23 protein-coding genes and 1 riboswitch are annotated in these 22,720 nt (G+C 41.1%); of the genes, 11 read left to right on the top strand and 12 right to left on the bottom strand.

The window, feature by feature from the left end:
• Positions 1 to 17: 17 nt before the first annotated feature.
• The 6 genes from H5154_RS11425 to H5154_RS11450 all read right to left on the bottom strand — a co-directional run bounded on the left by H5154_RS11425 (position 18) and on the right by H5154_RS11450 (position 5,331).
• On the bottom strand, positions 18 to 815 hold the full coding sequence (locus H5154_RS11425) for a thiazole synthase (RefSeq protein WP_145234637.1): 798 nt from the start codon (positions 813 to 815) through the stop codon (positions 18 to 20).
• 1 nt (position 816) lies between these two features.
• Positions 817 to 1,014, bottom strand: a complete 198-nt coding sequence (thiS, locus tag H5154_RS11430; protein ID WP_145234634.1) for a sulfur carrier protein ThiS — start codon at positions 1,012 to 1,014, stop codon at positions 817 to 819.
• Positions 1,015 to 1,034: 20 nt separating this feature from the next.
• The gene (locus H5154_RS11435; protein WP_182718353.1) at positions 1,035 to 2,036 is read right to left on the bottom strand and encodes an FAD-dependent oxidoreductase; all 1,002 of its coding nucleotides are present in this window, start codon (positions 2,034 to 2,036) and stop codon (positions 1,035 to 1,037) included.
• 85 nt (positions 2,037 to 2,121) lie between these two features.
• Entirely contained in the window at positions 2,122 to 4,074 is a 1,953-nt protein-coding gene (thiC, locus tag H5154_RS11440; protein WP_220493106.1) for a phosphomethylpyrimidine synthase ThiC, read from the bottom strand.
• A gap of 168 nt (positions 4,075 to 4,242) precedes the next feature.
• A riboswitch (TPP riboswitch) is annotated at positions 4,243 to 4,354 on the bottom strand.
• A 55-nt stretch (positions 4,355 to 4,409) separates the two neighbouring features.
• Positions 4,410 to 4,811, bottom strand: coding sequence for an META domain-containing protein (locus H5154_RS11445; protein WP_281290953.1), 402 nt, complete (start codon positions 4,809 to 4,811; stop codon positions 4,410 to 4,412).
• A 124-nt stretch (positions 4,812 to 4,935) separates the two neighbouring features.
• Positions 4,936 to 5,331, bottom strand: a complete 396-nt coding sequence (locus H5154_RS11450; protein ID WP_182718354.1) for a thioesterase family protein — start codon at positions 5,329 to 5,331, stop codon at positions 4,936 to 4,938.
• Between the two features lie 120 nt (positions 5,332 to 5,451).
• Between H5154_RS11450 and H5154_RS11455 the strand changes: the two genes are divergently transcribed.
• Positions 5,452 to 7,545: a TonB-dependent receptor gene (locus H5154_RS11455; RefSeq protein WP_182718364.1), complete on the top strand. Its 2,094-nt coding sequence runs from the start codon at positions 5,452 to 5,454 to the stop codon at positions 7,543 to 7,545.
• 78 nt (positions 7,546 to 7,623) lie between these two features.
• On the opposite strand, the gene epmA is transcribed toward H5154_RS11455, so the two are convergent.
• A complete protein-coding gene (epmA, locus tag H5154_RS11460; RefSeq protein WP_145234622.1) occupies positions 7,624 to 8,598 on the bottom strand; it encodes an elongation factor P--(R)-beta-lysine ligase in 975 nt (324 codons plus the stop codon).
• A 55-nt stretch (positions 8,599 to 8,653) separates the two neighbouring features.
• Positions 8,654 to 9,220 (bottom strand): elongation factor P, encoded by a 567-nt coding sequence (gene efp / locus H5154_RS11465; RefSeq protein WP_145234620.1) that lies wholly within the window; start codon positions 9,218 to 9,220, stop codon positions 8,654 to 8,656.
• A gap of 40 nt (positions 9,221 to 9,260) precedes the next feature.
• Here efp and epmB point away from each other — a divergent pair, with 40 nt between their 5' ends.
• Positions 9,261 to 10,274, top strand: a complete 1,014-nt coding sequence (gene epmB, locus H5154_RS11470) for an EF-P beta-lysylation protein EpmB (RefSeq protein ID WP_149983254.1) — start codon at positions 9,261 to 9,263, stop codon at positions 10,272 to 10,274.
• A gap of 9 nt (positions 10,275 to 10,283) precedes the next feature.
• Here the strand turns inward: epmB and H5154_RS11475 are convergent, their stop codons facing one another.
• A complete protein-coding gene (locus H5154_RS11475) occupies positions 10,284 to 10,493 on the bottom strand; it encodes a hypothetical protein (RefSeq protein WP_145234615.1) in 210 nt (69 codons plus the stop codon).
• A gap of 71 nt (positions 10,494 to 10,564) precedes the next feature.
• On the opposite strand from H5154_RS11475, the gene H5154_RS11480 reads away from it, so the two are divergent.
• A complete protein-coding gene (locus H5154_RS11480; protein ID WP_145234613.1) occupies positions 10,565 to 10,855 on the top strand; it encodes a prephenate dehydrogenase in 291 nt (96 codons plus the stop codon).
• Between the two features lie 45 nt (positions 10,856 to 10,900).
• Here H5154_RS11480 and H5154_RS11485 read toward each other — a convergent pair whose 3' ends face one another.
• Positions 10,901 to 11,398 (bottom strand): DUF3016 domain-containing protein, encoded by a 498-nt coding sequence (locus tag H5154_RS11485; protein ID WP_182718355.1) that lies wholly within the window; start codon positions 11,396 to 11,398, stop codon positions 10,901 to 10,903.
• A gap of 248 nt (positions 11,399 to 11,646) precedes the next feature.
• On the opposite strand from H5154_RS11485, the gene galE reads away from it, so the two are divergent.
• Together galE and H5154_RS11495 are read left to right on the top strand one after the other, a co-directional pair.
• Positions 11,647 to 12,660, top strand: coding sequence for a UDP-glucose 4-epimerase GalE (gene galE, locus H5154_RS11490; RefSeq protein ID WP_149983256.1), 1,014 nt, complete (start codon positions 11,647 to 11,649; stop codon positions 12,658 to 12,660).
• Between the two features lie 204 nt (positions 12,661 to 12,864).
• Positions 12,865 to 13,602, top strand: coding sequence for a DUF417 family protein (locus H5154_RS11495; RefSeq protein WP_310736612.1), 738 nt, complete (start codon positions 12,865 to 12,867; stop codon positions 13,600 to 13,602).
• A gap of 134 nt (positions 13,603 to 13,736) precedes the next feature.
• Here H5154_RS11495 and H5154_RS11500 read toward each other — a convergent pair whose 3' ends face one another.
• Together H5154_RS11500 and H5154_RS11505 are read right to left on the bottom strand one after the other, a co-directional pair.
• Complete coding sequence (locus tag H5154_RS11500; protein ID WP_149983258.1) at positions 13,737 to 14,417, bottom strand: Fe2+-dependent dioxygenase; 681 nt, start codon at positions 14,415 to 14,417, stop codon at positions 13,737 to 13,739.
• Between the two features lie 87 nt (positions 14,418 to 14,504).
• Positions 14,505 to 16,685: a TonB-dependent siderophore receptor gene (locus tag H5154_RS11505; RefSeq protein WP_182718357.1), complete on the bottom strand. Its 2,181-nt coding sequence runs from the start codon at positions 16,683 to 16,685 to the stop codon at positions 14,505 to 14,507.
• A gap of 336 nt (positions 16,686 to 17,021) precedes the next feature.
• Here H5154_RS11505 and H5154_RS11510 point away from each other — a divergent pair, with 336 nt between their 5' ends.
• The 6 genes from H5154_RS11510 to H5154_RS11535 are packed head-to-tail and all read left to right on the top strand — an operon-like array spanning position 17,022 to position 21,943.
• Positions 17,022 to 17,786 carry a DUF3450 family protein gene (locus tag H5154_RS11510; protein ID WP_182718358.1) on the top strand — a complete coding sequence of 255 codons (765 nt, stop codon included), beginning with the start codon at positions 17,022 to 17,024 and terminating at the stop codon, positions 17,784 to 17,786.
• Positions 17,783 to 19,093: a MotA/TolQ/ExbB proton channel family protein gene (locus H5154_RS11515; protein ID WP_149983260.1), complete on the top strand. Its 1,311-nt coding sequence runs from the start codon at positions 17,783 to 17,785 to the stop codon at positions 19,091 to 19,093. Before H5154_RS11510 ends, H5154_RS11515 begins: the two co-directional genes overlap by 4 nt.
• Positions 19,086 to 19,457, top strand: a complete 372-nt coding sequence (locus H5154_RS11520; protein ID WP_145234597.1) for a MotA/TolQ/ExbB proton channel family protein — start codon at positions 19,086 to 19,088, stop codon at positions 19,455 to 19,457. Before H5154_RS11515 ends, H5154_RS11520 begins: the two co-directional genes overlap by 8 nt.
• 4 nt (positions 19,458 to 19,461) lie before the next feature.
• Positions 19,462 to 19,866, top strand: a complete 405-nt coding sequence (locus H5154_RS11525; RefSeq protein WP_182718359.1) for a biopolymer transporter ExbD — start codon at positions 19,462 to 19,464, stop codon at positions 19,864 to 19,866.
• A 1-nt stretch (position 19,867) separates the two neighbouring features.
• Positions 19,868 to 20,530: a hypothetical protein gene (locus H5154_RS11530; RefSeq protein ID WP_182718360.1), complete on the top strand. Its 663-nt coding sequence runs from the start codon at positions 19,868 to 19,870 to the stop codon at positions 20,528 to 20,530.
• Between the two features lie 27 nt (positions 20,531 to 20,557).
• On the top strand, positions 20,558 to 21,943 hold the full coding sequence (locus H5154_RS11535; RefSeq protein ID WP_182718361.1) for a lipopolysaccharide assembly protein LapB: 1,386 nt from the start codon (positions 20,558 to 20,560) through the stop codon (positions 21,941 to 21,943).
• The last annotated feature ends 777 nt before the right edge of the window (positions 21,944 to 22,720 follow it).

Consider the following 22,720-nt stretch of genomic DNA (forward strand, 5'->3'; position numbering starts at 1 on the left):
ATTTTTTACTTCATTTATTACTGTTGATGCCAAAATGGCATACCCATAGTGGGCGTAGATGGCGCAGCGACGTCTTTTTCTGGCATCGCCTTTGCTCGGTAAGCAAAACGACCCGCATCAACGGCTGCTTTAAATGCATGACTCATGGTAACAGGGCAGCCCGCCCCTGCAATAGCCGAATTCAATAACACCGCATCATAACCTAATTCCAGCGCTTGGCAGGCGTGTGATGGTAAGCCAAGGCCAGCATCAACAATCAATGTGGTATCGGGTAAGCGCTCCCGAATAGTTTTTAAGTTATATTTATTTAACAAGCCCTTACCTGTGCCAATAGGCGCTCCCCACGGCATCAGCACTTCACACCCTGCATCAACTAAACGCTGACATAACACTAAGTCGTCAGTACAATAAGGTAATACTTTAAAGCCTTCGGCTAATAAAATCTGTGTCGCTTCCAGTAATGCAAATGGATCTGGTTGCAGGTTATAGTCATCACCAATCAACTCAAGTTTTATCCAATCGGTAGCAAACACTTCGCGGCACATTTGTGCCAGTGTAATTGCTTCATTGACACTGTGACAGCCTGCAGTATTGGGTAGAATTTTTAAGCCCGTATCTTTGATCAATTGCCAAAAGTCATCTCCTGCGGCGGCACTTTGTTGACGTCGTAATGACACAGTAACAATCTGCGCGCCAGAGGCAACAATCGAATCGGCCATAACCGCAGGTGATGGATAAAGTGCTGAGCCAATTAATAACCGACTAGTGATCTGCTCACCATAAATACTGAAACTATCTGATATTACGCTACTCATATTAGCCACCTTGGATCGGTGACAGTAATTCAATGCTATCGCCTTCGTTAAGTAAGGTAGTATCACATTGACTACGCGGTATAAATTGACCATTAAGCGCCACTGCAAAAGGCTCTTTTGCTGCAAACTGCGTCAAACCTTGGGCTATATTGGCGTTATCTGCTAACTCAAAATGTTGACCATTAATTGTTATTTTCATACTTACTTTCATAATAAGCCTTATTTTATCCGTGCAATGGCATCGGCCACTAAACTCGGTGCGAGTAAATAACCATGACGATATAAGCCATTAATGCTGATCACATTTTGCTGCTGGGAAACCTGCGGGCGATTATCACTAAATGCAGGACGCAGGCCGGTTTGAATATTCAACACTCGCGCCTCAGCAAAACCACTGTGTACTGTGTACGCTGCTGACAACAACTCAAGAGTCGAACGCACAGTGGCAGCCCCCTTATCTTGTGATTCAATTTCTGTCGCGCCAATTACGTATTGATGATTTGGCTTCGGAGCAATATAAATAGGATAACGCGGGTGCATTAACCGCACTGGCCGCGTTAAATTAACCTCAGGGGCGTACAAACGCACTACTTCACCACGCACTCCGCGTAGCTTACACGCTGCGCTTTTAGCGCCAAGGCCACGGCAATCAATAATATAATCAAACGATTGCTGTAGATTTAGCGATGTTACATCAACCTGTTGTGCAAACTTAAAGCTCACATTACGCTGCTTTAGAGTGTTAAAACTGGCTTGATAAAAAGCCTGATTATCAATTTGCCCTTCGCAAGGTAAATACACACCTTGGTTAAAACGCCCTGTAAGCTCTGGCTCTAATTCAGCAATATGTGCCCCTGTTAACTGATGTCCTTGATGTTCAGCTAAAGGCTTTAAACGCAGTATAAAACTTTGTAAGTCACCTTTATCTTGCTGGTGTGCAACCACAAGTGTGCCTTGCTGTTGGAAAAACACCGCTTCATCAAGTTGCGCTAAAATTCTCGGCCAACGCTTTATTGAATCCAGCCCCATCAAGGCCAAGTCTTGCTCGCAGAATACAGATTCAGCCAGTGGTGCAAGCATCGCCGCTGCCACTCTTCCTGCACTATCAAGCGCTTGTTTGTCACCCGCTTCATAAACAGTTACCCGATGCTGTAAACTCAACTCAAGCGCCGTTAAACGCCCCGTTAAACCAAACCCCACCACCGCAATATTGTAAGACATGAGAATCCTTAATTCAGTTTTCTAGCTACAAGAGTAAAGTTAGCGAGCTTTTCACTCGCCAACTCTCTAACTCACTAACTAGTTTTTAAACCGCTTTATGATAAATCTCTGAGCCGCTTTGTTTAAATTCGGCTGATTTAGCTTGCATCTCGGCTTCAACATCGACCATTTTGATCTCAATAGCATCACCTACGTTGTTAGGATCTATGCCTCTGGCTTCTAGATCTTTAGCGTATTCTCGTACTTCTTGGGTGATTTTCATTGAGCAGAATTTTGGCCCACACATAGAGCAAAAATGCGCTACTTTGCCAGATTCTTGTGGCAGTGTTTCGTCATGGTATTCACGAGCACGAACAGGGTCTAAACCAATATTAAATTGGTCATGCCAGCGGAACTCAAAACGCGCTTTTGATAACGCATTATCACGCTCTTGCGCTCCGGGATGACCTTTGGCTAAATCGGCGGCATGAGCGGCAATTTTATAGGTGATCAGCCCTTCTTTTACGTCTTCTTTATTTGGTAAACCTAAATGCTCTTTTGGTGTGACATAACACAGCATTGCACAGCCATACCATGCAATTTGCGCCGCCCCAATACCAGAGGTGATATGGTCATAGCCTGGGGCGATGTCAGTTGTCAGCGGACCAAGGGTGTAAAAAGGTGCTTCGTCGCAATGCTTAAGCTGCTCTTCCATATTGGCTTTGATCATATGCATTGGCACATGCCCTGGGCCTTCAATAAACACTTGTACATCGTGTTTCCACGCGATTTTGGTCAGCTCACCTAACGTACGCAGTTCACTAAATTGCGCGTCATCGTTGGCATCTGCAATTGAACCAGGACGCAGGCCATCTCCTAATGAGAAACATACATCGTACTGTTTCAAAATCTCACAAATATCTTCAAAATGAGTATAAAGGAAGTTTTCTTTATGATGCGCTAAACACCATTTCGCCATAATTGAACCGCCGCGCGACACAATCCCAGTGACACGTTTTGCCGTCATTGGAACGTAGCGTAATAACACCCCAGCGTGAATAGTAAAGTAATCCACCCCCTGCTCGGCTTGTTCAATTAGAGTATCGCGGAAAATTTCCCACGTTAGATCTTCGGCAACCCCATTTACTTTTTCAAGCGCTTGATAAATAGGCACTGTACCAATTGGCACTGGTGAGTTACGTACTACCCATTCACGAGTTTCATGAATATAACGACCCGTTGATAAATCCATAACTGTGTCAGCGCCCCAGCGGGTTGACCAGACCATTTTTTCAACTTCTTCTTCAATAGATGAGCTAACTGATGAGTTGCCAATATTAGCGTTCACTTTCACTAAAAAATTGCGCCCTACAATCATCGGCTCGGTTTCTGGGTGATTAATGTTGTTAGGTAAAATCGCACGACCACGGGCAATTTCATCACGCACAAATTCAGGAGTGATAAACTCAGGGATACTCGCACCAAACGACTCGCCTTGGTGCTGCTGTGCTAATAACTCTTTTTGAAGTTGCGCACGGCCCATGTTTTCACGAATTGCGACATATTCCATTTCCGGTGTGATAATACCTTGGCGAGCATAATGCATTTGCGTGACATTTTTACCGGCTTTAGCGCGGCGAATTTTTGGGAGATGCTCAAAACGAATATGATCAAGGCCTTCATCTGCCATGCGTTGCTGAGAAAACTGCGAGCTGACTGAGCCTAAAATTTCAGTATCGCCACGGCTTTCAATCCACTGTTCGCGGTACTTATCCAGCCCTTTACGAACATCTAGAGTAAAATCAGGATCTGTGTATGGGCCTGACGTATCATAAACACGCAGTGGTGCATTTGATTCGTACACTGGGTTTTCATCGGTGCCACCGATAAAGGTATCACTCAAAGTAATTTCACGCATACCAACACGCACATTATCTTGCGTACCTTGTACATAAACTTTGTGTGAGCTTGGAAATGGTTGCCCAGTAAGGTTATAAATATAATCTGATGCAGCCGCACGAGTTTCGCGGCGAGACGGTTTATTTGATGTGTTTGACATGACTTACCTCATTGCTAAAAGGGTTGTCTTGTCAGATACTGCTGTGCGATAAAAAGCAACGCAATAGAGAGTAGCAAATGCTACATGGATCGTAGATTGGTGTTACAAAAAAGCACTACCAACCTTGGCAGCCACAGTGCTTATGCCCAAAACTGGCGCACAAGCACCCGTTTTAGGCAGCTTGTTCCCTACGCAGGTGTTAGCCTGATCAGGTTCACGGATCCCGCTTTCGCGATCTCAGCCTTTAAGTTAAAAACTCAAGGCACTCCGACAAGTAAAATTCTATATATTGTTCGCTAACGAGTGTACGTTAGATATTGCGAGCCTGCAAGAGATCAACTTGCGGGAATAAACGCAAATGTTTGCTCGCCATTTAAAACCAATTGTTGATCTTGAATTTGCAGTGGCACACCTTGCTTTAACGCATTTAAAAACTGCTGTTCAAACTCGTCCAATTTATCTCCGCATGATTTACGGGTCATACCTAATTTATTCACCGTTAAATGATTATCATCAAGTTGACCTTCACCAAAAAATTTATTACAACCAGCAAAGCCATTGACTTGCAGGGCTTCAATAAAACTTAATGATGCTGAATATGATGCAGGGATTGCTAAACCATCAACCCGTGATAGTTGCCACTTAGTGTATTTTAATTGCTCACTGGTGACTGTCCCTGTCGATGAGCAGCCAATACATAAACCGATTATAAGCATCGGGATTGCTGCTAATTTCATGTAATTACTAACCTAAAACTCAATTGCAACATGATAACAATAAATAACAGTTTATACCGTTAATAATGCATGTTTTTAATGTAAAAAAATGTTCTAAGATAGTAAAAAAGGTGGCACCGGAAAATTACTCAGACTTAAATAGTAGATCAACTTGCTCGGGCAAAAATGGCCGACCTAGATCATTCACCGCGGTGCCAATCACCAGTGCCTTTAACATCACTTTTTCATCATGCTTTCGTACCACGGTTTGTCGAAAGCCAAACTTTAAGCGACTAATACGCTCAGGCTCTACAGCAACATAAAACTCATCGCCGGGCATTAGTGATTGCTTGTAATCCATCTCGCTACGCATTACGACTAAATTAATTTTATCGCGAGTAAGCTGAGCAAAATCAACCCCATTCGCATGCAAAAACTCATGGCGCGCATGCTCTAGGTAATTAAAATACACACTATTATTTACAATGCCTTGTAAATCGCATTCGTAGTCGCGTACTTTAAAGTCAACTTTAAAGGTCATATTTGTATTCCTTATTATGTATACTGTGCGCGTTTATAGCACATAAATATAACTGGTATCACGACTTTAATGAGAATAGTTGCTATCATGCAAGTCCTTAAAATGGAGTTAAGTAATAGAATGAAACTACGCCTGTCTTTAATTACTGCCGCGCTTTTACCTTTGATAAGCGCCCCAGCTTTTGCTGAAGATACTGATCTTGAAAAAATACTCGTCACCGGAGACTTTCAAAAAGAAAGCATTCAAACCCTTAGTGCCAGTGCCAGTTTATTTAGCGAACGCGAAATTAATGACCGAGGCGCTAGTTTTCTAGACGAAATGCTTGCCAGTGCTGCCAACGTAAATTTTACCGCTGGTGCTTCTCGTGGCCGTTACATCCAAATTCGTGGGGTTGGTTTACGCTCACAATTTGTTGACCCTATTAACCCTTCTGTTGGCTTAGTGATTGATGGCATTAATTATTCAGGGTTAGGTGGTAGTTCATTACTGTTTGATGTTAACCAAGTTGAGATTTATCGCGGTCCGCAAGGTACTCGCTTTGGTGCTGATGGTATGGCTGGTATGATCCAAATGGAATCAGCCGATCCAACTTTTGATCCAAGCGTCAAAGTGCAGCTAGGCGCAGGTAACTACAACAGTTATGAAGCCGGTGTTGCCGCAGGTATTGGTATTACAGACAGCACCGCAGTGCGCGCTAGTATTTATCAACGTGAGTCTGATGGTTATGTTGATAACCTATATTTAAACGAGTCAACACAACAGCAAGATGAACTGGTTAGTCGTTTTAAACTACACAGCCAACTTACAGATCACCTTCGCACAGAATTAAGCGTTCATTATATTGATATCAATAACGGCTATGATGCATTTACGCTTGATAATAGCCGTAATAGTGTAGCCGATAACCCAGGCCAAGATAACCAAGAAAGTATCGCGATAGGTCTTGCCAACATCTACACTGGCTTTGATTGGTTTGATGTCAGTTTAAACTTATCAGGTATTGATAGTGATTTAGTTTATAGCTTTGATGAAGACTGGGTATGTAACGATATTAATAAGCCGCAGTTATGCGGTGCAGGACTGCACCCCGATGGTTATAGCTCAACCGATAGCTACTTTCGAGATCGTCAAGACCAGGCTGCTGAACTGCAATTTAATGGCAAAGGTGGTAACTGGGTTACGGGACTTTATTATCAAGCCCGTAATGTTGATTTAGAACGCCAATACACTTGGCTTGCAGCTCCATTCGCTTCAACTTATGAAACTAGTAATACCGCAATTTACGGCCAACTAGCAACGCCGATTGGTAATAAAACCACCTTAATAACAGGCTTACGCGTTGAGCAATACCAAGGTGATTACACCGATAATAATGGTTTTATTGAAAGTACTGATGATGTGATGGTCGGTGGTAAACTTGCCCTTGAGTATCAAGTCATTGACCGTACCATGATTTATACCAGCCTAACTCGTGGTTACAAAGCAGGAGGGATTAACTCAGAAGCACTCGCCAAAGCGAAAGATGACGGTTTAAATCTTGATGCTGATTTCTTTAAAAACCACACTAGTTTCGCACCAGAGTACCTATGGAGTGGTGAATTTGGCGTTAAAGGTAGCTCTTTAGATGAGAAATTTATTCTGCGCTTAGCGGCCTTTTATATGTATCGCGAAGATATGCAGTTAAAAGCCTGGAAAGTGGAAGACCAAAAGTTTACTGGTTATATTGATAACGCCAGCTCAGGAGAGAATTACGGCCTTGAAATTGAAGGCAGTTACCAATTAACTGATGACTTATTTTTCACCGGTAGCGCTGGTTATTTACATACTAAAATCAATGACTTTGTCGCTCAATCTGGTCTAGATCAAGATGGTCGCGAGCAATCACAAGCGCCTAAATACCAGTATGCATTCACGGCTCGCTATAACTTTACTGATGAGTTATTTGCTACAATCGGCATTGAAGGTAAAGATAATTATTACTTCTCAGATAGCCACAACTCGCAGGCACCGAACATTAATTTAGTTAATTTAACTGCTGGTTACGAGGCTGAGCAATGGTCAATTCGCGCTTGGGCACGTAACGTGTTTGATGAAGAAGTACCTACACGTGGTTTTGAATTTGGTAACGACCCACGCGAAGGGTATGCAACTCACACATACACTCAGCTTGGCGAACCAATGGTTGCCGGCGTCACATTTATCTACGAGTTATAAAAACGAGTTTCAAGGGATAAGTTAAAAGGTAAAAGCTAGATTACTTTTACCTTTTCTTAACCTTGAATCTTGAGCCTTTTAAGCCCTACCTACATCAAACGCGATGACTTCTTTTATGGTGTTTTTTTGCGTTGCTAACATCACTAACCTATCAACCCCTAATGCTACTCCTGCGCATTGTGGTAAACCATGCTCAAGAGCGGCGATTAAACGGGTGTCCATAGGCACTTGTGTTAAGTTATTCGCTTTGCGGTATGCATTATCTTCAGTAAAACGTTTAGCTTGCTCCTGTGCATTGGTGAGCTCATTAAAACCATTCGCCAGCTCCATGTTCTGATAATAAAGCTCAAACCGCCCAGCGACTCTAATATCATGCTCACAAATACTCGCCAGTGCGGCTTGCGATGCAGGAAAATGATAAATAAAACAAGGTTTTTGTTGGCCAATTGTTGGCTCAACTTTCATACAAAATAATAATTGTAGTAACGTATCACGGTGGGTTTCATGCTTAGCGATATCAGCAAACCCCTGTTCACAGGCAAGTGTTTGTAACTGTTCAATAGTGGCACTGAGCGGATCAAGTCCTAATGCTTTGGTAAAAGCATCTTGATAGGTTAAACGCTCTGCAGGTGGAACATTTAAGATAAGCTGCATTAATTCATCAATTTCATCCATCAGCGCAAACTCATCAAACCCAGGGCGATACCATTCCAACATAGTAAACTCAGGATTATGATGGCTGCCCGCCTCTTCGTTACGAAATGCCTTACAAATTTGGTAAATAGCACCACTGCCGGCTGCCAATAATCGCTTCATGGCAAATTCTGGTGATGTTTGTAAGTAAAGCGGTAAGCCTTTAGCGAAACCGGGGCCAATAAACTGCGTTTTAAAACTCGCTAAATGAACATCAGTAACACTCGCTGCACTTAAACTAGGCGTATCAACTTCCATAACGTGGCGTTGGTAAAAGAATTCCCGAATAGTGCGTAAAATTGCGGCTCGTTGTGCCAAAGTATTTACTTGTGCGCTTGGTTGCCAAAGATCTGCTGACATATTTTCTCCAAAAAAAATCCCAGCTTAAGCTGGGATTTATTAAGCTATATTAAAGTTACTTAACACGGCTTACATATTCGCCGTTACGGGTGTCGACTTTAATTACTTCACCGATTTGTACGAATAATGGTACACGCACAACAGCACCAGTACTTAGCGTTGCTGGCTTACCACCAGTACCTGCTGTGTCGCCTTTAAGACCAGGATCTGTTTCAGTGATCTCAAGCTCTACAAAGTTAGGTGGTGCAACAGCTATTGGATTGCCGTTCCACAAAGTAATAGTACATACATCATTTTCAACTAACCATTTACCAGCATCGCCAAGCGCTTTTTCATCAGCTGCGATTTGTTCAAATGTTTCGTTATTCATGAAATGCCAAAATTCACCATCAGTGTAAAGATACGCAAGATCGGTATCCATTACATCAGCACCCTCTACTGACTCACCTGATTTAAAAGTTTTTTCAAGTACTTTGCCAGAGATAAGTTTACGAATACGAACACGGTTAAACGCTTGGCCTTTACCAGGTTTTACCATTTCATTTTCTAAAATACTGCAAGGCTCGCCGTCCATCATAATTTTTAGGCCGCCCTTGAACTCGTTGGTGCTATAATTCGCCATCGTTTCCTCTATCTAATAATTTCGAGTAATCTACCTACCAATGATACAAAGAAATGAAGCAAATTTGCATATAAACTGGCAAAAAGAATTAGCTAATGTTGTTACTTGCCCAAGCACCTTGCTAGAAATGCTAGGTTTATCAAGCATGGCCGACGAAAAAGACCTCAAAGCACGAGCTCTTTTTCCGGTACGTGTGCCTGTGCCTTTTATCAAAAAAATGCGTTATGGCGATATTAATGACCCATTATTGCTGCAAGTCATGCCGCGCCACCAAGAGTTTATCGCTAAAACAGGTTTTGATAAAGATCCATTAAAAGAGCAAAACAACGCTCAACCAGGATTATTACACAAATATAAATCCCGAGTTTTAGTGATGTTTAAAACTGGTTGCGCCGTTAATTGCCGTTATTGCTTTCGTCGCCATTTTCCATACCAAGAAAATCAGCTAAATAAACGCAGCTTAATTGCAGCGCTCGATTACATAAAATCGGATGCTAATATTAACGAGGTGATTTTAAGTGGTGGTGATCCGTTAATGGCCAAGGACGATGCTATTAGTTGGTTTATGGATGAGCTTGAACAATTACCACAAATTAAACGAATGCGAATTCATAGCCGCCTACCGGTGGTGATCCCATCTCGCGTTACTGACCAACTGTGCGAACGTTTTGCAAAGTCTCCACTTAAAATTGTGTTTATTAATCACATTAACCATGGCAACGAGATTGATGATGATTTTAAAGTGGCAATGCAAAAACTCAAAAAGGTAGGTGTCACATTGCTCAATCAAGCGGTGCTATTAAAAGATGTAAATGATACCAGCGAAGCGCAAGTCGCATTAAGCGAAGCGTTATTTGATGCCGACGTACTGCCTTATTATCTATATTTACTTGATAAAGTTGAAGGAGCGAGTCATTTTGATATCGACGAATCACAGGCACGCAAAATAATGGCAGAAATGCTTATCGCATTGCCAGGATTTTTAGTACCAAAGCTGATGCGCGAAATCGGCGGTCAAAAAAGTAAAACGCCGATTGACCTCAAGCTTTTATAAACACAAGGCTTAAACGTATACGTTAACGTTATTACCAAGCGAAGCTGTAACTGATTTTGCTGGCGTTTGCGCAGCGCTCGAACTAGCGGCACCTTCAATGAGTGCCAGTGCTGCTGCACCATCCGCTTTTTGCTGTTTTTTTGCCAATGCTGCGCTGTATACTTCGCCACTTTGACCCGCGCCACTCATGGCCGGTAGATTTCCACCTGATATATTCATAGCTCATACCTGACTTTTTAGTTTATTACCCGTATTATATCGGCATTGCGGTCTAAAGCTTTAGGAAAAAAATGGATTCAATTATTGAACAACTCAATGCCAACTTAAAAATTGTTTATCGTCAGTCACTTGACGCAGATAAAAAATTAGATGAGTTGCAACAACAAGGCTTAGGTAAATTTACAGCGTTATTTCCTGCCGATGCTGGTTTTACCTTTGAAGCAAAGCGCTTCAAACCTTATGTGTTAGATGTAGCTGCAGATGTAGAAAGCTTAAGTTCAGAAGGTTTTAGTGAAGAAAAGCTAAAAACCACTGTTATTAAATTACAACAGTTACTGCAATTACTCGCAACGTTCAAGTAACTAAAAAAGCGCTAACATTAAACTGTAGCGCTTTTTACTGTTAATTTAGCTTGGGGTGACAACTGGCAGTAATTCTTTATCAAACCAATCAGTGATCAAACGTTTTTCATAGTAAAACTGTTCATCACGGCCCATTTTAATTTTATCCATAAAGCCCATATCTTTTAATTCGACTTTATCGCTTTGACAAATCACGTTACCGTCTTTATCAGTAACCGAATATTGAAACTCAATGCGTGGAAAATAAATTGGTTTTACAATACGTAAATCATTCATACCGCCAAAGCGTACATCACCGGCTAAATCCAGCTCAGTCACTTCAACATTAAACTTATATCCTTCGGGCAACTTTTCTGCCAGTTTATTAAAGTGCTTTTCGAAACTGCTCGCTACATGTTTATGGTATGAGCCTTTAGGTTCATTTGAAGGACGTACATCACGGTAGTCATTGAAGTCTTGCCATTTAACGACAGCTTCTCCTGCTTGAGCAAATACCGGCAGCATAACTAACATAGCCATCGCTACTTTTTTAAATGTATTCATTGTCTATCTCCAAAATGCCCGTGGGCTAATGTAGTTGAAATAATAGCATTAACAACTTAACTATAGCTTAATACTATTCACCATCATTGTTATCATTTACGTAAAACATGTAACCAGACACCAGTTAACTATGATTAATTGATACCGTAACATCATGGAGCAACAAAAAGATCAGATAAAGCATGTATTGAAGTGCTATTTATGATGAAATTACAACTATACACCTTCACCTTATATATGGAGATTTCATGACAATTTTAGTAACAGGTGGCGCGGGATACATAGGCTCACACACTGTTGTTGAATTATTACAACAAGATAATGATGTTGTTATCATTGATAATTTAAGCAACTCGAGTGTGGAATCACTTGAGCGTGTAAAAAAAATCACTGGTAAAACTGTGCACTTTTATCAAGGTGACATCCTTGATAAAACATTTTTGGCCAGCGTGTTTGCAAAACATACAATTGAGAGTGTTATTCATTTTGCCGGTTTAAAGGCTGTCGGTGAATCAATGGTGAAACCCATTGAGTATTACCAAAATAACGTGCAAGGTACGCTGACTCTCGTTGATGCTATGCGCGATGCAGGTGTGTTTAAACTCGTATTTAGCTCATCGGCAACAGTATATGGTGATCCAGCAAGCCTGCCAATTCAAGAAGATTTCCCGGTAGGTGGCACTACTAATCCGTACGGCACATCAAAACTGATGGTTGAAATGATGTTACAAGACATCGCTAAATCAGATGAGCGCTTTGCATTTGCAATTTTGCGTTACTTTAATCCCGTAGGTGCGCACGAGTCAGGCCTAATTGGTGAAGATCCCAATGGTATTCCAAACAACTTATTACCTTACATCGCGCAAGTGGCAGTGGGTAAATTAAAGCAGCTGGGTATCTTCGGCGATGACTATGATACGGTTGATGGTACTGGTGTGCGTGATTACATCCATGTTGTTGACTTAGCGCTTGGTCATTTAAAGGCACTTAATAAAATAAACCAAGATACCGGTGCCCATGTTTACAATCTTGGCACCGGTAATGGTTATTCGGTGCTACAAATGCTCAACGCATTTAGCAAAGCCTGTGGTAAAGATATTCCGTATCAGGTATCACCTCGTCGCCCAGGTGATATTGCAGCTTGTTATGCTGCGCCTGAAAAAGCCCTTAGTGAACTTGATTGGCAAGCAGAGCGTGGTATCGATGTGATGATGCAAGATACGTGGCGTTGGCAAAGTAATAACCCAAATGGGTATAAATAGCTAAACTTAAACCAGCTTCAATAAGCTGGTTTTTTTATATTTTTTGAAATAAAAAGTCTCGTTTACCACTCTTTTACAGTATCTATATTTAATCACCTATAAAAAATGCAACCAACCTATACTCGTTTCAGTATTCATTCACTGCTAATTATTAGCTTATCGCTATTGGGTCTTAGTCTCTTATTAGGAGCAGGGGTAAATAATGTGCATGCTATTTTCAATTTTTATCAATTAGCCAATGTAATCCCTGAAACTGGGCAATCAATACTCGCAGGAGTGGCTTTTTTAGTAACCGCTTTATTTATTATTTTAAGTTTAAAACAATCACGTTTTCAGACCCCTGCTTTTGTTAGCCTGATCACTATTGCCGTTATACCGCTTGTTACCTTATTAAGTGAAAGCCGCTGGATGACTGACTTAGGTGGCTTCCCAATTATAGGCTCTGGGCAAGGTATAATTAAGTACACTGCACTTGTTTCTCTCGCTATTTACCTTTATAAACCGCAGCGCTTGTCGGCTCAAGGCATGGCAATTTTGAATTTCTTTCCTGTTGCATTAGTGCTTATTTGGATTGGTGGTATGAAATTTTACGAGTTTGAAGCAAATGGAATTATATCACTGGTATCAACCTCTATTTTTATGTCTTGGTTATATACCTTATTTTCAGTGCAAACAGCGTCTAATCTAATTGGTGCGTACGACATCTTTTTTGCTTTAGCACTCGCTCTGGCTATCATTAAAAAGCATCCATTAGCCATTTATGTTGCGGCTCTTGGCTGCAGTGCCGTATTTTTAATGACGCAGACATTTTTATTCTCAGCTGAAGGAGCTTTTGACAGCTCAACACTACTTGCAAGATTAGGCCTTTTTGTTATTAAAGACTTATGGTTTATCGCAAATTTACTGGTAATTGTTAGCTTTGCAAAAAAGAGTCTTAATTAACTACCATTTCAATAACATATTTAATAATGTGTATTGTAAGATCTAAAAAGCGCTATCACTTAACCAATCGTGGTAGCGCCTTATAAATATATACTTTTATATTTTGAGTTTAAATACACATCACTACAACCTGTTTACGTCTGTGCCCATTGCCTTAATAAATTATGATACACGCCAGTTAACCTAACAATCTCAGGGCTATCGCTGACTTTTTCGCGCAAGCTTTGAATCGACATATCCAACTCAAATAGCAAACCACGCTTTTCATCGCTATTAACCATGCTCTGCAACCAAAAAAATGAAGCTAAACGTCGCCCCCGAGTTACGGGAGTGACTTTATGTAAACTGGTTGATGGATACAACACCATACTACCTGCAGGGAGTTTTACTGTGTGAGAGCCATAAGTATCTTCAATAACGAGTTCGCCACCATCATAGTCTTCTGGTTCGCTCAAAAATAACGTCATTGATAAATCCGTACGAATTTTCACTGGTGTGCCAGGTACTTGTCGAATCGCATTATCAACATGAATACCAAACGATTGGCCACCTTGGTAACAGTTAAATAAAGGTGGAAAAATTTTTGCAGGCAACGCCCCTGACATAAATAGATCACTGCGAGCCAGAGCCCCCATAACTATATCACCAAGCTCTTTGGCTGCAGCGCTTTGCTCAGGTAATTGTAAGTTATTTTTGGTCTTCGTTGATTGATAACCTGCGGTAACACTGCCATCAGTCCATTGCGCGGCCAATAAAACATTACGGCAATAAGCGACTTCATCAGCACTAAGCAAGTCTGGTATTTTTAATAGCATGGAAGTTCCCAAATCTTAAAAAAACAGGCTAATAAGCATTAACCTGTTTAATAAGCTTTAACCTATTCAACAAACATTAATTTGTAATTAGAAAGAATAACTAGCCGTTAGTGTAAAATAACGACCTTGACCAGGAATAAAGTGTCCGCCACCTAGTTTATCTTCATAATCTTCATCCGTTAAATTCTCACCATTAAACTGAATGCTTAACTGCTCAGTTGCTTGATAAGAAAGCATCATATCGAACAAAACATAACTGTCGGCTTTACGACTGGTCGCTGAATTACCATTATAACGCTCACCAATATATTGTGCGCCAAAACCTGCAGCTATCGCGTCGCTAAAGTCATATCGAGCCCAAACACTGTAGCTATTTTTAGGTGCTCGAGCCAAGTTATGCCCAACATCACCATCAACCGTAGATTCAGTAACTTCGCTATCTTGATAGCTATAAGAACCGATGATACTTAATTCATCGGTGATAATACCTGTTGCAGACAACTCTAAACCTTGCACTCGTTGCTCACCATCAAGCACTTCAACACCACGCTGATCACTATTAGGATCATCCACGCGCGCATTAGTTTTAACCGTTCTAAAAATAGCGGCACTGGTCATCAACTTATCATCAAGTAAATTCCATTTAGTGCCTAACTCATAGCTTTGGCTCTTCTCCGGATCTAACTCACTTGAATTACCACGAGTAGATACTGCAATGCCTTCAGCCGATGGGTTATACGAGTTACCTGCACCAAAGTAAATGCTGCTATTTTGACTTGGCTTATATACAGCAGATGCGTTCCAACTAGTCATGGTATCGCTAGTTGAGATCGTTAATGCTGGATCCTTGTAATCATACTGATAATCGCTATCGTACTGCTCTGAACGTAAACCCGCAGTTAATTGCCAATATTCATTAAATGTAATTGTATCAAATGCATAAATTGCACGGGTTTTAGCAACCGCTTCAGTACTAGTGCCATCACGACCATACTGACCAGTGTAAGGTAAATAAGCATCTGGGTTGTATAAGTCATTCAGCGCTGGTTCGTTCTTTAAATTATCAGCTACCAATGCAGTCACATTCCAACGGCTAAATGTCTCGTTAGTTAATTCAACACCAGTAACCACATTATGTTTTACACCAGCAAAATAGTACTCACCAACTAAATCAAGTTGCAGTGTAGCCAATTCATTGCGCGTATCGCGATTTTTAACGTCGCTCATTCTGATATCAGTTGTTGTTTTTACATCAATAAAACGCGGCGCTGTCACTGTATCTTTTCGCTCTACACGACCAATGCGACCTTGGGCACGTAGCGTGGTTGTTTGCGACAAGTCATACTCGTACTTTGCAGTTGTTGAATACGCTTCGATATCTTCAAAATCACGATATACGTTACCGTAAAAATTAGTGAAATTCACCGGTGGCGCTGCATTTTCGCTACCAGCAAGTTCAGCAACAGGGCTAGAACCAACCCACGGAATACCGTAATCAGACATATTATCTTGATTCTGATAATCAGCATTAAGATTAAAACGGCTATTGGTTCCTAAACCAGTCGCAAACGAAACCGCGACTGCTTGTTTTTCTTTTTCAACATGATCACGCCCAGCAACATCCCCTTTATCAACCAGTAAATTGACACGTAGCGCTGATGTTTCAGCCACTTTAAAGTTACTATCTATTTGCGCGCGGTAATCACTCTCTGTGCCTAAACGCAGCGAAGCATCATTAAATTCATCCAACGTCGCCGTTTTTGTAGTTAAGTTAATACTACCGCCCGTTGAACCTCGACCTGTTGTCGCTGAGCTTGGGCCTTTTGCAACTTCGATTTGCTCAACGTTATAAGTATCACGGTCGTACCCGGCAATATCACGAATACCATCGATAAAAATATCATTGGCAGCACTAAAACCACGAATAGATAAACTGTCACCAGCTGGCGCACCGCCTTCACCCGCCGCCAATGAAATACCCGAAACATTACGTAACGCATCTTGCAAACTATCTACATTTCTATCTTTCATCACAGCTTTGTTAATAACCGTTATTGATTTTGCAGTATCAACCAACGGCTGGGTGTTCTTTATTGATGATGATTTTTCAACTTTATAGCTTTGTTCCGATTGCGTTTTTGCTTTGGTTACTGATAGCTCTTGTATATTTTCAGCTCCTTGAGCAGACGCCCAAGTTGATAAAGTTGCGGTAACAAAAGCAGCCAGCGGTTTTATATAAGTTCGGCGTTTATTAGTCATTTTACCCATTTTAGCTCCATTAGCAGGGAACTTGCTAACACGTTGTTTTTGTAGCAAGTCATTTAAGCACGTTGATTTAAGTTCGGCGGAATCCTAGCACTGAGTAATATTAATGTAAATGCGAAATGTTATCACTTGTATTATTTTATCAATCATTGTACTATTTTTCACACTTTTAAACTTACGTAACGCGACTGTAAATGCACAGTAAACTTGGGGGCATGAGTGGCGTAAAAAATTAAGTTTAAGCGCTTAAAAATCAAGGTTTTTTAATTTTATAAAGTTAAAGCCAGAGCTTGGCTTTGTACTGTAAATGGTTATTACTTTTAGGGCATTACTTAGCATATGCAACGTTTTATAAAATCTGTTGGGGCAGTTATTTTACTAAGCTCATTCTCAAGCTTAGCTGATCCGGTTAGCGAACTTGAAAACCTCGTTAATCAGTGGTTACAAATAGAACAACAAACTAGTGAGTTAGAAACACATTGGCTAGAAAAAAAAACCTCGATGCAACAAACATTAATCTTACTTGATGCAGAGCAAGCACAACTCAAACAGCTAAACCAAAATCGTCAAAAGAACACCTCTGAGCTGGCAGAAAAGCGCACTGCGCTAATTCAACAACAAAGCCAGCTTGAGACCGATGAAAACGCGCTCAATAGTCAATTAATCCAGCTCAGCCAGCAATTGCGCTCACTGCAAGTACAATTACCTCCCCCATTACTGGCGAGCTGGCAAAGTATTGGCGATCTAGATAACGAAAGCCTAGATGCGAATGAAAAGCTACAAATTGCTTTAAAAATGCTTGGCCAATTGGCTGATTTTCAAAACCGAATTTCAATTCATGAAATGGCAATCAGTAATAGTGAAGGTAAAGAAATATGGGTAAAACAGCTTTATTTGGGTGCCGCACAAGCATGGTTTGTTAGTAATGATTTAAGTTATGCGGGCATTGGCTTCCCTTCTGAGTTAGGTTGGCAATGGCAATTTGATACTGAGATTGATGGCGAGCAAATTGCCCACGGTATCGCTGTACAAGAAAAAAAACAAGCAGCTCACTGGCTTACCTTGCCTGTATTTAGCTATGCAGCTAAGGAGCTGACGCCATGAAACGATTCTGTACTTTTTGGTTTGTTACACTACTGAGTTTTAGCCAAGTAGTAACAGCCGCGACTGCGGATGCTGCCAAACAACAATTGCTAACGGATATTAAAACGGCGCAGAGCGTTTTAAATAAAGCACAACAGCGGATTGCCAAACAGCAAACCACTATGGCACAACAGATATTTGAAAAACAGCAAGCACTTAAAAAAGAGCGTGAGCAAGCGACACTCAATCGCCGTTTAGCTGATGAAGACACATTGAGTTTAACCCAGCTACAAACACGCTTAGATAGCTGGCAACAACAACAGCAATATCGGCTAAATTTACTCAACCGATTTACTCGTCAATACGCTCAGCAAGCGCAAAGTAAAAACGATCAACAAGCACTTTTGAATGATGTAGTCGCGGTGATAGAGCAGCAAACTGCGGCATTATACCCAGAGTTTAAAAAGCAAAATATAGTATTGAAAAATGGCGAACTGACCGCAGCTACAACATTACAAGTAGGTCCCGTGGCTTGGTTTAGTGTTGCACAGCCAAAACTAACCGGCCTGCTTTCATCAGCAGCTAACGTTGCAGTACCAAAAGTAGCTATAGTTCAATCAAGTGATGAGAATAACCCATTTGATATTGCTTACTCACAAGTAAATACAAACTCAGCTAAGGTCGCAGCTTCTTTAACATTTGATCCAAGTTTAACCCGCTTAGTTGCCAGTCAAGCGCAACAAGAAGGTGCAGTTGAACATCTTGAAAAAGGTGGCTTATGGGCAATCCCTATTATTTTATTTGCATGTTTTGCATTATTAATTGCGCTATTCAAGGCATATCAATTATTTAGCCTTAGTAAGATCAAAGCTGTCTCGACGCTGACTTTACAAACTGCGTTTAATCAACCTGAGCAACACAGCTTCAGCGGAATGCAAGCAACGCTGTTTCAACTCTCTGTTGATAGCAACATAGGACAAATAAGAGATGACCAGTTATTTAATCAGCTGATGCATAATAAACACAAGCTTGATAACTACATTGGCGCAATCGCGATCACAGCATCGGTAGCACCGCTACTGGGCTTATTGGGCACAGTCAGTGGCATGATTGAAACATTCAAAATGATGACGTTATTTGGCTCAGGCGATCCAGAAGTGGTATCTGGTGGTATTGCCCAAGCTTTGATCACTACCGAGCTTGGCCTCGTTGTTGCCATACCAGCATTAGTACTCAATGCGCTACTATCGCGTAAAGCTAAAGCCTATTACACCCAACTTGAAGCGTTCGCACTGCAACTTAGTCAACTTGAGGTGAAAAATGTTTGAGCAACTGTTCGATAATTTTATCTGCTGGCTTATCATCCTATTAGCGCTATTTGTTTATCAGCTCATTTGGCACGATATCCTGCATTTAAAACAATATAAACTGCAACGCCAAGGTTACTGGCACGATGTCAGCTCTATTTTGACCGCTGCGCTGCCATTACTTGGTTTATTAGGCACCATTATTGGTTTACTCGATACATTTAAAGTGATGTCGCAAGGCGAAAACGAATTAATGAGCGAAGCGATAAGTAATGCTCTACTCACTACACAACTGGGGTTAGTCTGCGCAATTCCTGCATGGCTGATGCAAGCTTACTTGCTGTACGTAACACGTAACAGTGCTATCCAACAGCAAGCGAGCTAAGCCAATGCAAGCACGTTTAAAACAACGCCTAGAACAACAGTCTGCGCATCATATTGATATGTCACCACTATTAGATGTGGTATTTATACTATTGATTTTCTTTATTGTAACCACCGTTTTCGTTCGCGAAAGTGGGGTCGAGGTTGATAAACCGCAAGCCGTCTCAGCAAGCAGATTAAAGCAACAAGTTATTTTTCTTGCCATAACTGATAGCCAGCAGGTTTACTTTGACGGTAGCCAAATTGGCGTGGCCGGTGTGCGCAGCAGCGTAGAGCAAATGCTAAAACAACAGCAAAGACCGGTAGTGATCCAAGCTGATAAAACCGTACCAACCGAGCTATTAGTAAAGGTAATAGACGAAGCAAAACTTGCTGGTGCAGCAACCGTTAACTTAGCGACCCAGCAATAATATGCAAAATAATATACTCGCATCACAACCTGCAATAGCTAATAAACGTCATCCGTTTTTTGCTTTTATGTTGAGCCTAACGGTACTTGCATGCGCGTTAGTTCTACTTTGGCTTGGGCAAATTGCTGAGCACGCTATCAACGACAAAGTTATCGTTCGGGAAGTTGCTTTAGTGCCACTGCCTCCACCTCCGCCACCAACCGTGACGCAATCAGCTGTGACAGAGCCGATGCAAAGCCTCATTGTCGAAGGTGCGGGTGTAACTATTCAAGCCATTAATATAAAAATTGAAAGTAAAATTTCGCTTAGTAAACCAACCCTTGCAAATATGCCAATTGCGACTCCTGAATTTCAATCTATCGACGTTAATTGGGATGCCTTTAGCTTAAATCAACTAGATGGTTTACCCACGCTACTCACTCCCGTAAAAGCAGTATTACCTAAAAAGTTAACTCGCCAAGGTGTGAGTACCTTCATCGTGAAGCTCGATGTTTTTATCGATGAAAATGGCCGATTAAGCTTAATTGATGTTATACAAAACCCGTACCCTGAGCTAAAGCCTGAAATAGATAAGATCATTAAGCAAAGTCGGTTTAGTTCACCAAAAAAAGACGGTGAAATAGTGAGAGCCAGATTTATTTGGCCCATTGAATTTAAACCTTAGTAAAGCCAGTATTTAAGTGAAAATACAATGAAAAGATTAACAACAAAAAAATGGTTAACGTGTTTAGCTATCGTGCCATTAACCTTTTATATGACTGCCAGCCAAGCAACCTCATTGCAGGTAAAACTACAGCCAAGCGATCCACACTGGCAGTTGCTGATCAATAATAATTTACTGAGCCCAACAGATATAAAAATCGAAGCTAATGAACGCAGCTTCGCCCAGCAACTAAAACCACTATTACAACAAGGTAACTACCAAGCTGTTGCTGATCTATTTACACAACGTGAATTAGGTAACGATAGCCCTGCGTTACAACTTTTACGTGGCCAAGTTTTGTTAACCTTAAAACAGTTTGCAGGAACTGAGCAGGCGTTAAAGGCAAGTTTATCAAGCATGCCAGATTTAGTTAAAGCTCATCAAGGTTTAAGTCTGCTCTATATGCAGCAAGGTAATTATCAACAAGCACAGCCACATCTAACCCGCTGTATTGAACTTGGCCAAGCTGATGCGCAAGTCTATGCGCAACTTGCCTATATTCATGTACAAGCTGAGCAACCTTGGAGCGCAATTGCAGCTTATCGTCAGGCATTAATGCTTGAGCCACAGCAAGCACAATATCAACAAGGGTTACTATTTTCACTAATTGCTGCCGGCGATCTAGGTCAAGCCCAAGCTCTGCTAAAAGAGCTATTAAATGCATCCCCTAACAATCCAGAGCTTTGGCTAGAACGTGCACAAATTGCCTTACAACAAGACAACAATAAACAAGCTTTGGCAAGTATTGAAGTAGCTTTAAAGCTGGCACCTAGCAATGCAAGTAATCAATTACTTGCAGCACAACTTCATCTTACACAAGGTAGCTACTCACGCTCTGTTGAATTGTTAAGTAATGCATTAGCAAGCACTCAGCCACCTCAAATAGCAGAAGCTAGCGAGATTAGTATGCAAACCCTAAATTGGCTTATCGCACAAAAAAAATGGCAGCTAGCCAAGCAGCTCGTTTCGCAACTAAACCCTTTTATAAATAAGTTATCAAAACAATCCCGCGCAGAGTTTTCAGTTTATACCGCTCAGCTAGCAATTGAGCAAGGTAACTTTAAACAAGCTCAAAAGAGTTTACATAAAGCATTAACAATCGACCCAAATCTTGGCGATGCACTGTTAAGCCTGGCAAATATCTATCAGCAACAAAACCAACTGACACAAGCAAGGTTAATGTATGTACGAGCACAAGCTTTACCTGAGTACCAACTCTCTGCATGGTTAGGCCTCGCGCAAATTGAAATTGAAAATAAAAACTACAAAGAAGCATTAAGCCAGCTTAAAAAAGCACTTAACGCCAACCCACAAAGGCAAGACTTACTCACCAACATTCGCGCTCTTGAAGGACTGATCCAACGAGAAGGTTAATAGTTAATAGATTTATACCAATCGTGTTAAGTTACTGACCATTTATAGCGACAGATAAATACAGTGATAACAAGGCGTAAGTTTCGACATGTAGTTGTTATACTTGAATAAATTATAACGCAGTTAGCACTTTATTTAGCTCGCTAGAATGGTTAAATATTTAAGTCGATTGGTATTACACCAAGCCCAGCACAACGTTGGGCTTTTTATTGTCTAGTTTATAGTTTCTTCTTATGTCGTTAGCGAGTTGGGTGATTTTATAGAGAGTGCGGGTTTGTCTGTGATACCAGTCTGCATAAAGATTAAGTCAATTTGATCCAGTCTCTAGAGCATATGCTTTTAACCGTATCAGGATCAGGAATGAATTTATTCCACGCTTGCGAAACCTGTTCGACTATTTCTTCATAACCACTAAACACACGATTAGATAAACAGTGTTGCCGTATCCAACTCCATTGTTAAGGTTGTTTGAAACCCATTTATTGACACTGCCGCGCGCTGTATTTAGGCGCTTAGCAATATTCGTTCTGTTTTCACCCTCAAAGAATAATGAAACAGCAAGCAGGCGTATGCGCTTTCTTGCATTAGGCTCTTTACGTGATAAAGCTAAAAGTTGCTTGGATTTTTATAAGTTCAATTTAGTAAAAGTAGATAAGTATCAGTGTGCTAATTAGATCACATAATTTGGCAGATTGGTATCATTAGCTGATAGAGGAAATAAATTTGCGAGTTTCGAGTTTCGAGTTTCGAGTTTCGAGTTTCGAGTTTCGAGTTTCG

The sequence above is a fragment of the Pseudoalteromonas sp. SR44-5 genome, from assembly GCF_014163675.1.
In the GTDB taxonomy this organism is placed as follows: domain Bacteria; phylum Pseudomonadota; class Gammaproteobacteria; order Enterobacterales; family Alteromonadaceae; genus Pseudoalteromonas; species Pseudoalteromonas rhizosphaerae.

Coding starts and splice junctions, on each gene's coding strand:
- galE (WP_149983256.1), top strand. CDS start 11,647: ATGACAATTTTAGTAACAGGTGGCGCGGGATACATAGGCTCACACACT.
- H5154_RS11425 (WP_145234637.1), bottom strand. CDS start 815: ATGAGTAGCGTAATATCAGATAGTTTCAGTATTTATGGTGAGCAGATC.
- H5154_RS11520 (WP_145234597.1), top strand. CDS start 19,086: ATGTTTGAGCAACTGTTCGATAATTTTATCTGCTGGCTTATCATCCTA.
- H5154_RS11525 (WP_182718359.1), top strand. CDS start 19,462: ATGCAAGCACGTTTAAAACAACGCCTAGAACAACAGTCTGCGCATCAT.
- H5154_RS11450 (WP_182718354.1), bottom strand. CDS start 5,331: ATGACCTTTAAAGTTGACTTTAAAGTACGCGACTACGAATGCGATTTA.
- H5154_RS11530 (WP_182718360.1), top strand. CDS start 19,868: ATGCAAAATAATATACTCGCATCACAACCTGCAATAGCTAATAAACGT.
- thiS (WP_145234634.1), bottom strand. CDS start 1,014: ATGAAAATAACAATTAATGGTCAACATTTTGAGTTAGCAGATAACGCC.
- H5154_RS11445 (WP_281290953.1), bottom strand. CDS start 4,811: ATGAAATTAGCAGCAATCCCGATGCTTATAATCGGTTTATGTATTGGC.
- H5154_RS11510 (WP_182718358.1), top strand. CDS start 17,022: ATGCAACGTTTTATAAAATCTGTTGGGGCAGTTATTTTACTAAGCTCA.
- epmB (WP_149983254.1), top strand. CDS start 9,261: ATGATACAAAGAAATGAAGCAAATTTGCATATAAACTGGCAAAAAGAA.
- H5154_RS11455 (WP_182718364.1), top strand. CDS start 5,452: ATGAAACTACGCCTGTCTTTAATTACTGCCGCGCTTTTACCTTTGATA.
- H5154_RS11500 (WP_149983258.1), bottom strand. CDS start 14,417: ATGCTATTAAAAATACCAGACTTGCTTAGTGCTGATGAAGTCGCTTAT.
- H5154_RS11515 (WP_149983260.1), top strand. CDS start 17,783: ATGAAACGATTCTGTACTTTTTGGTTTGTTACACTACTGAGTTTTAGC.
- H5154_RS11485 (WP_182718355.1), bottom strand. CDS start 11,398: ATGAATACATTTAAAAAAGTAGCGATGGCTATGTTAGTTATGCTGCCG.
- H5154_RS11535 (WP_182718361.1), top strand. CDS start 20,558: ATGAAAAGATTAACAACAAAAAAATGGTTAACGTGTTTAGCTATCGTG.
- H5154_RS11505 (WP_182718357.1), bottom strand. CDS start 16,685: ATGGGTAAAATGACTAATAAACGCCGAACTTATATAAAACCGCTGGCT.
- H5154_RS11480 (WP_145234613.1), top strand. CDS start 10,565: ATGGATTCAATTATTGAACAACTCAATGCCAACTTAAAAATTGTTTAT.
- thiC (WP_220493106.1), bottom strand. CDS start 4,074: ATGTCAAACACATCAAATAAACCGTCTCGCCGCGAAACTCGTGCGGCT.
- H5154_RS11435 (WP_182718353.1), bottom strand. CDS start 2,036: ATGTCTTACAATATTGCGGTGGTGGGGTTTGGTTTAACGGGGCGTTTA.
- epmA (WP_145234622.1), bottom strand. CDS start 8,598: ATGTCAGCAGATCTTTGGCAACCAAGCGCACAAGTAAATACTTTGGCA.
- H5154_RS11475 (WP_145234615.1), bottom strand. CDS start 10,493: ATGAATATATCAGGTGGAAATCTACCGGCCATGAGTGGCGCGGGTCAA.
- efp (WP_145234620.1), bottom strand. CDS start 9,220: ATGGCGAATTATAGCACCAACGAGTTCAAGGGCGGCCTAAAAATTATG.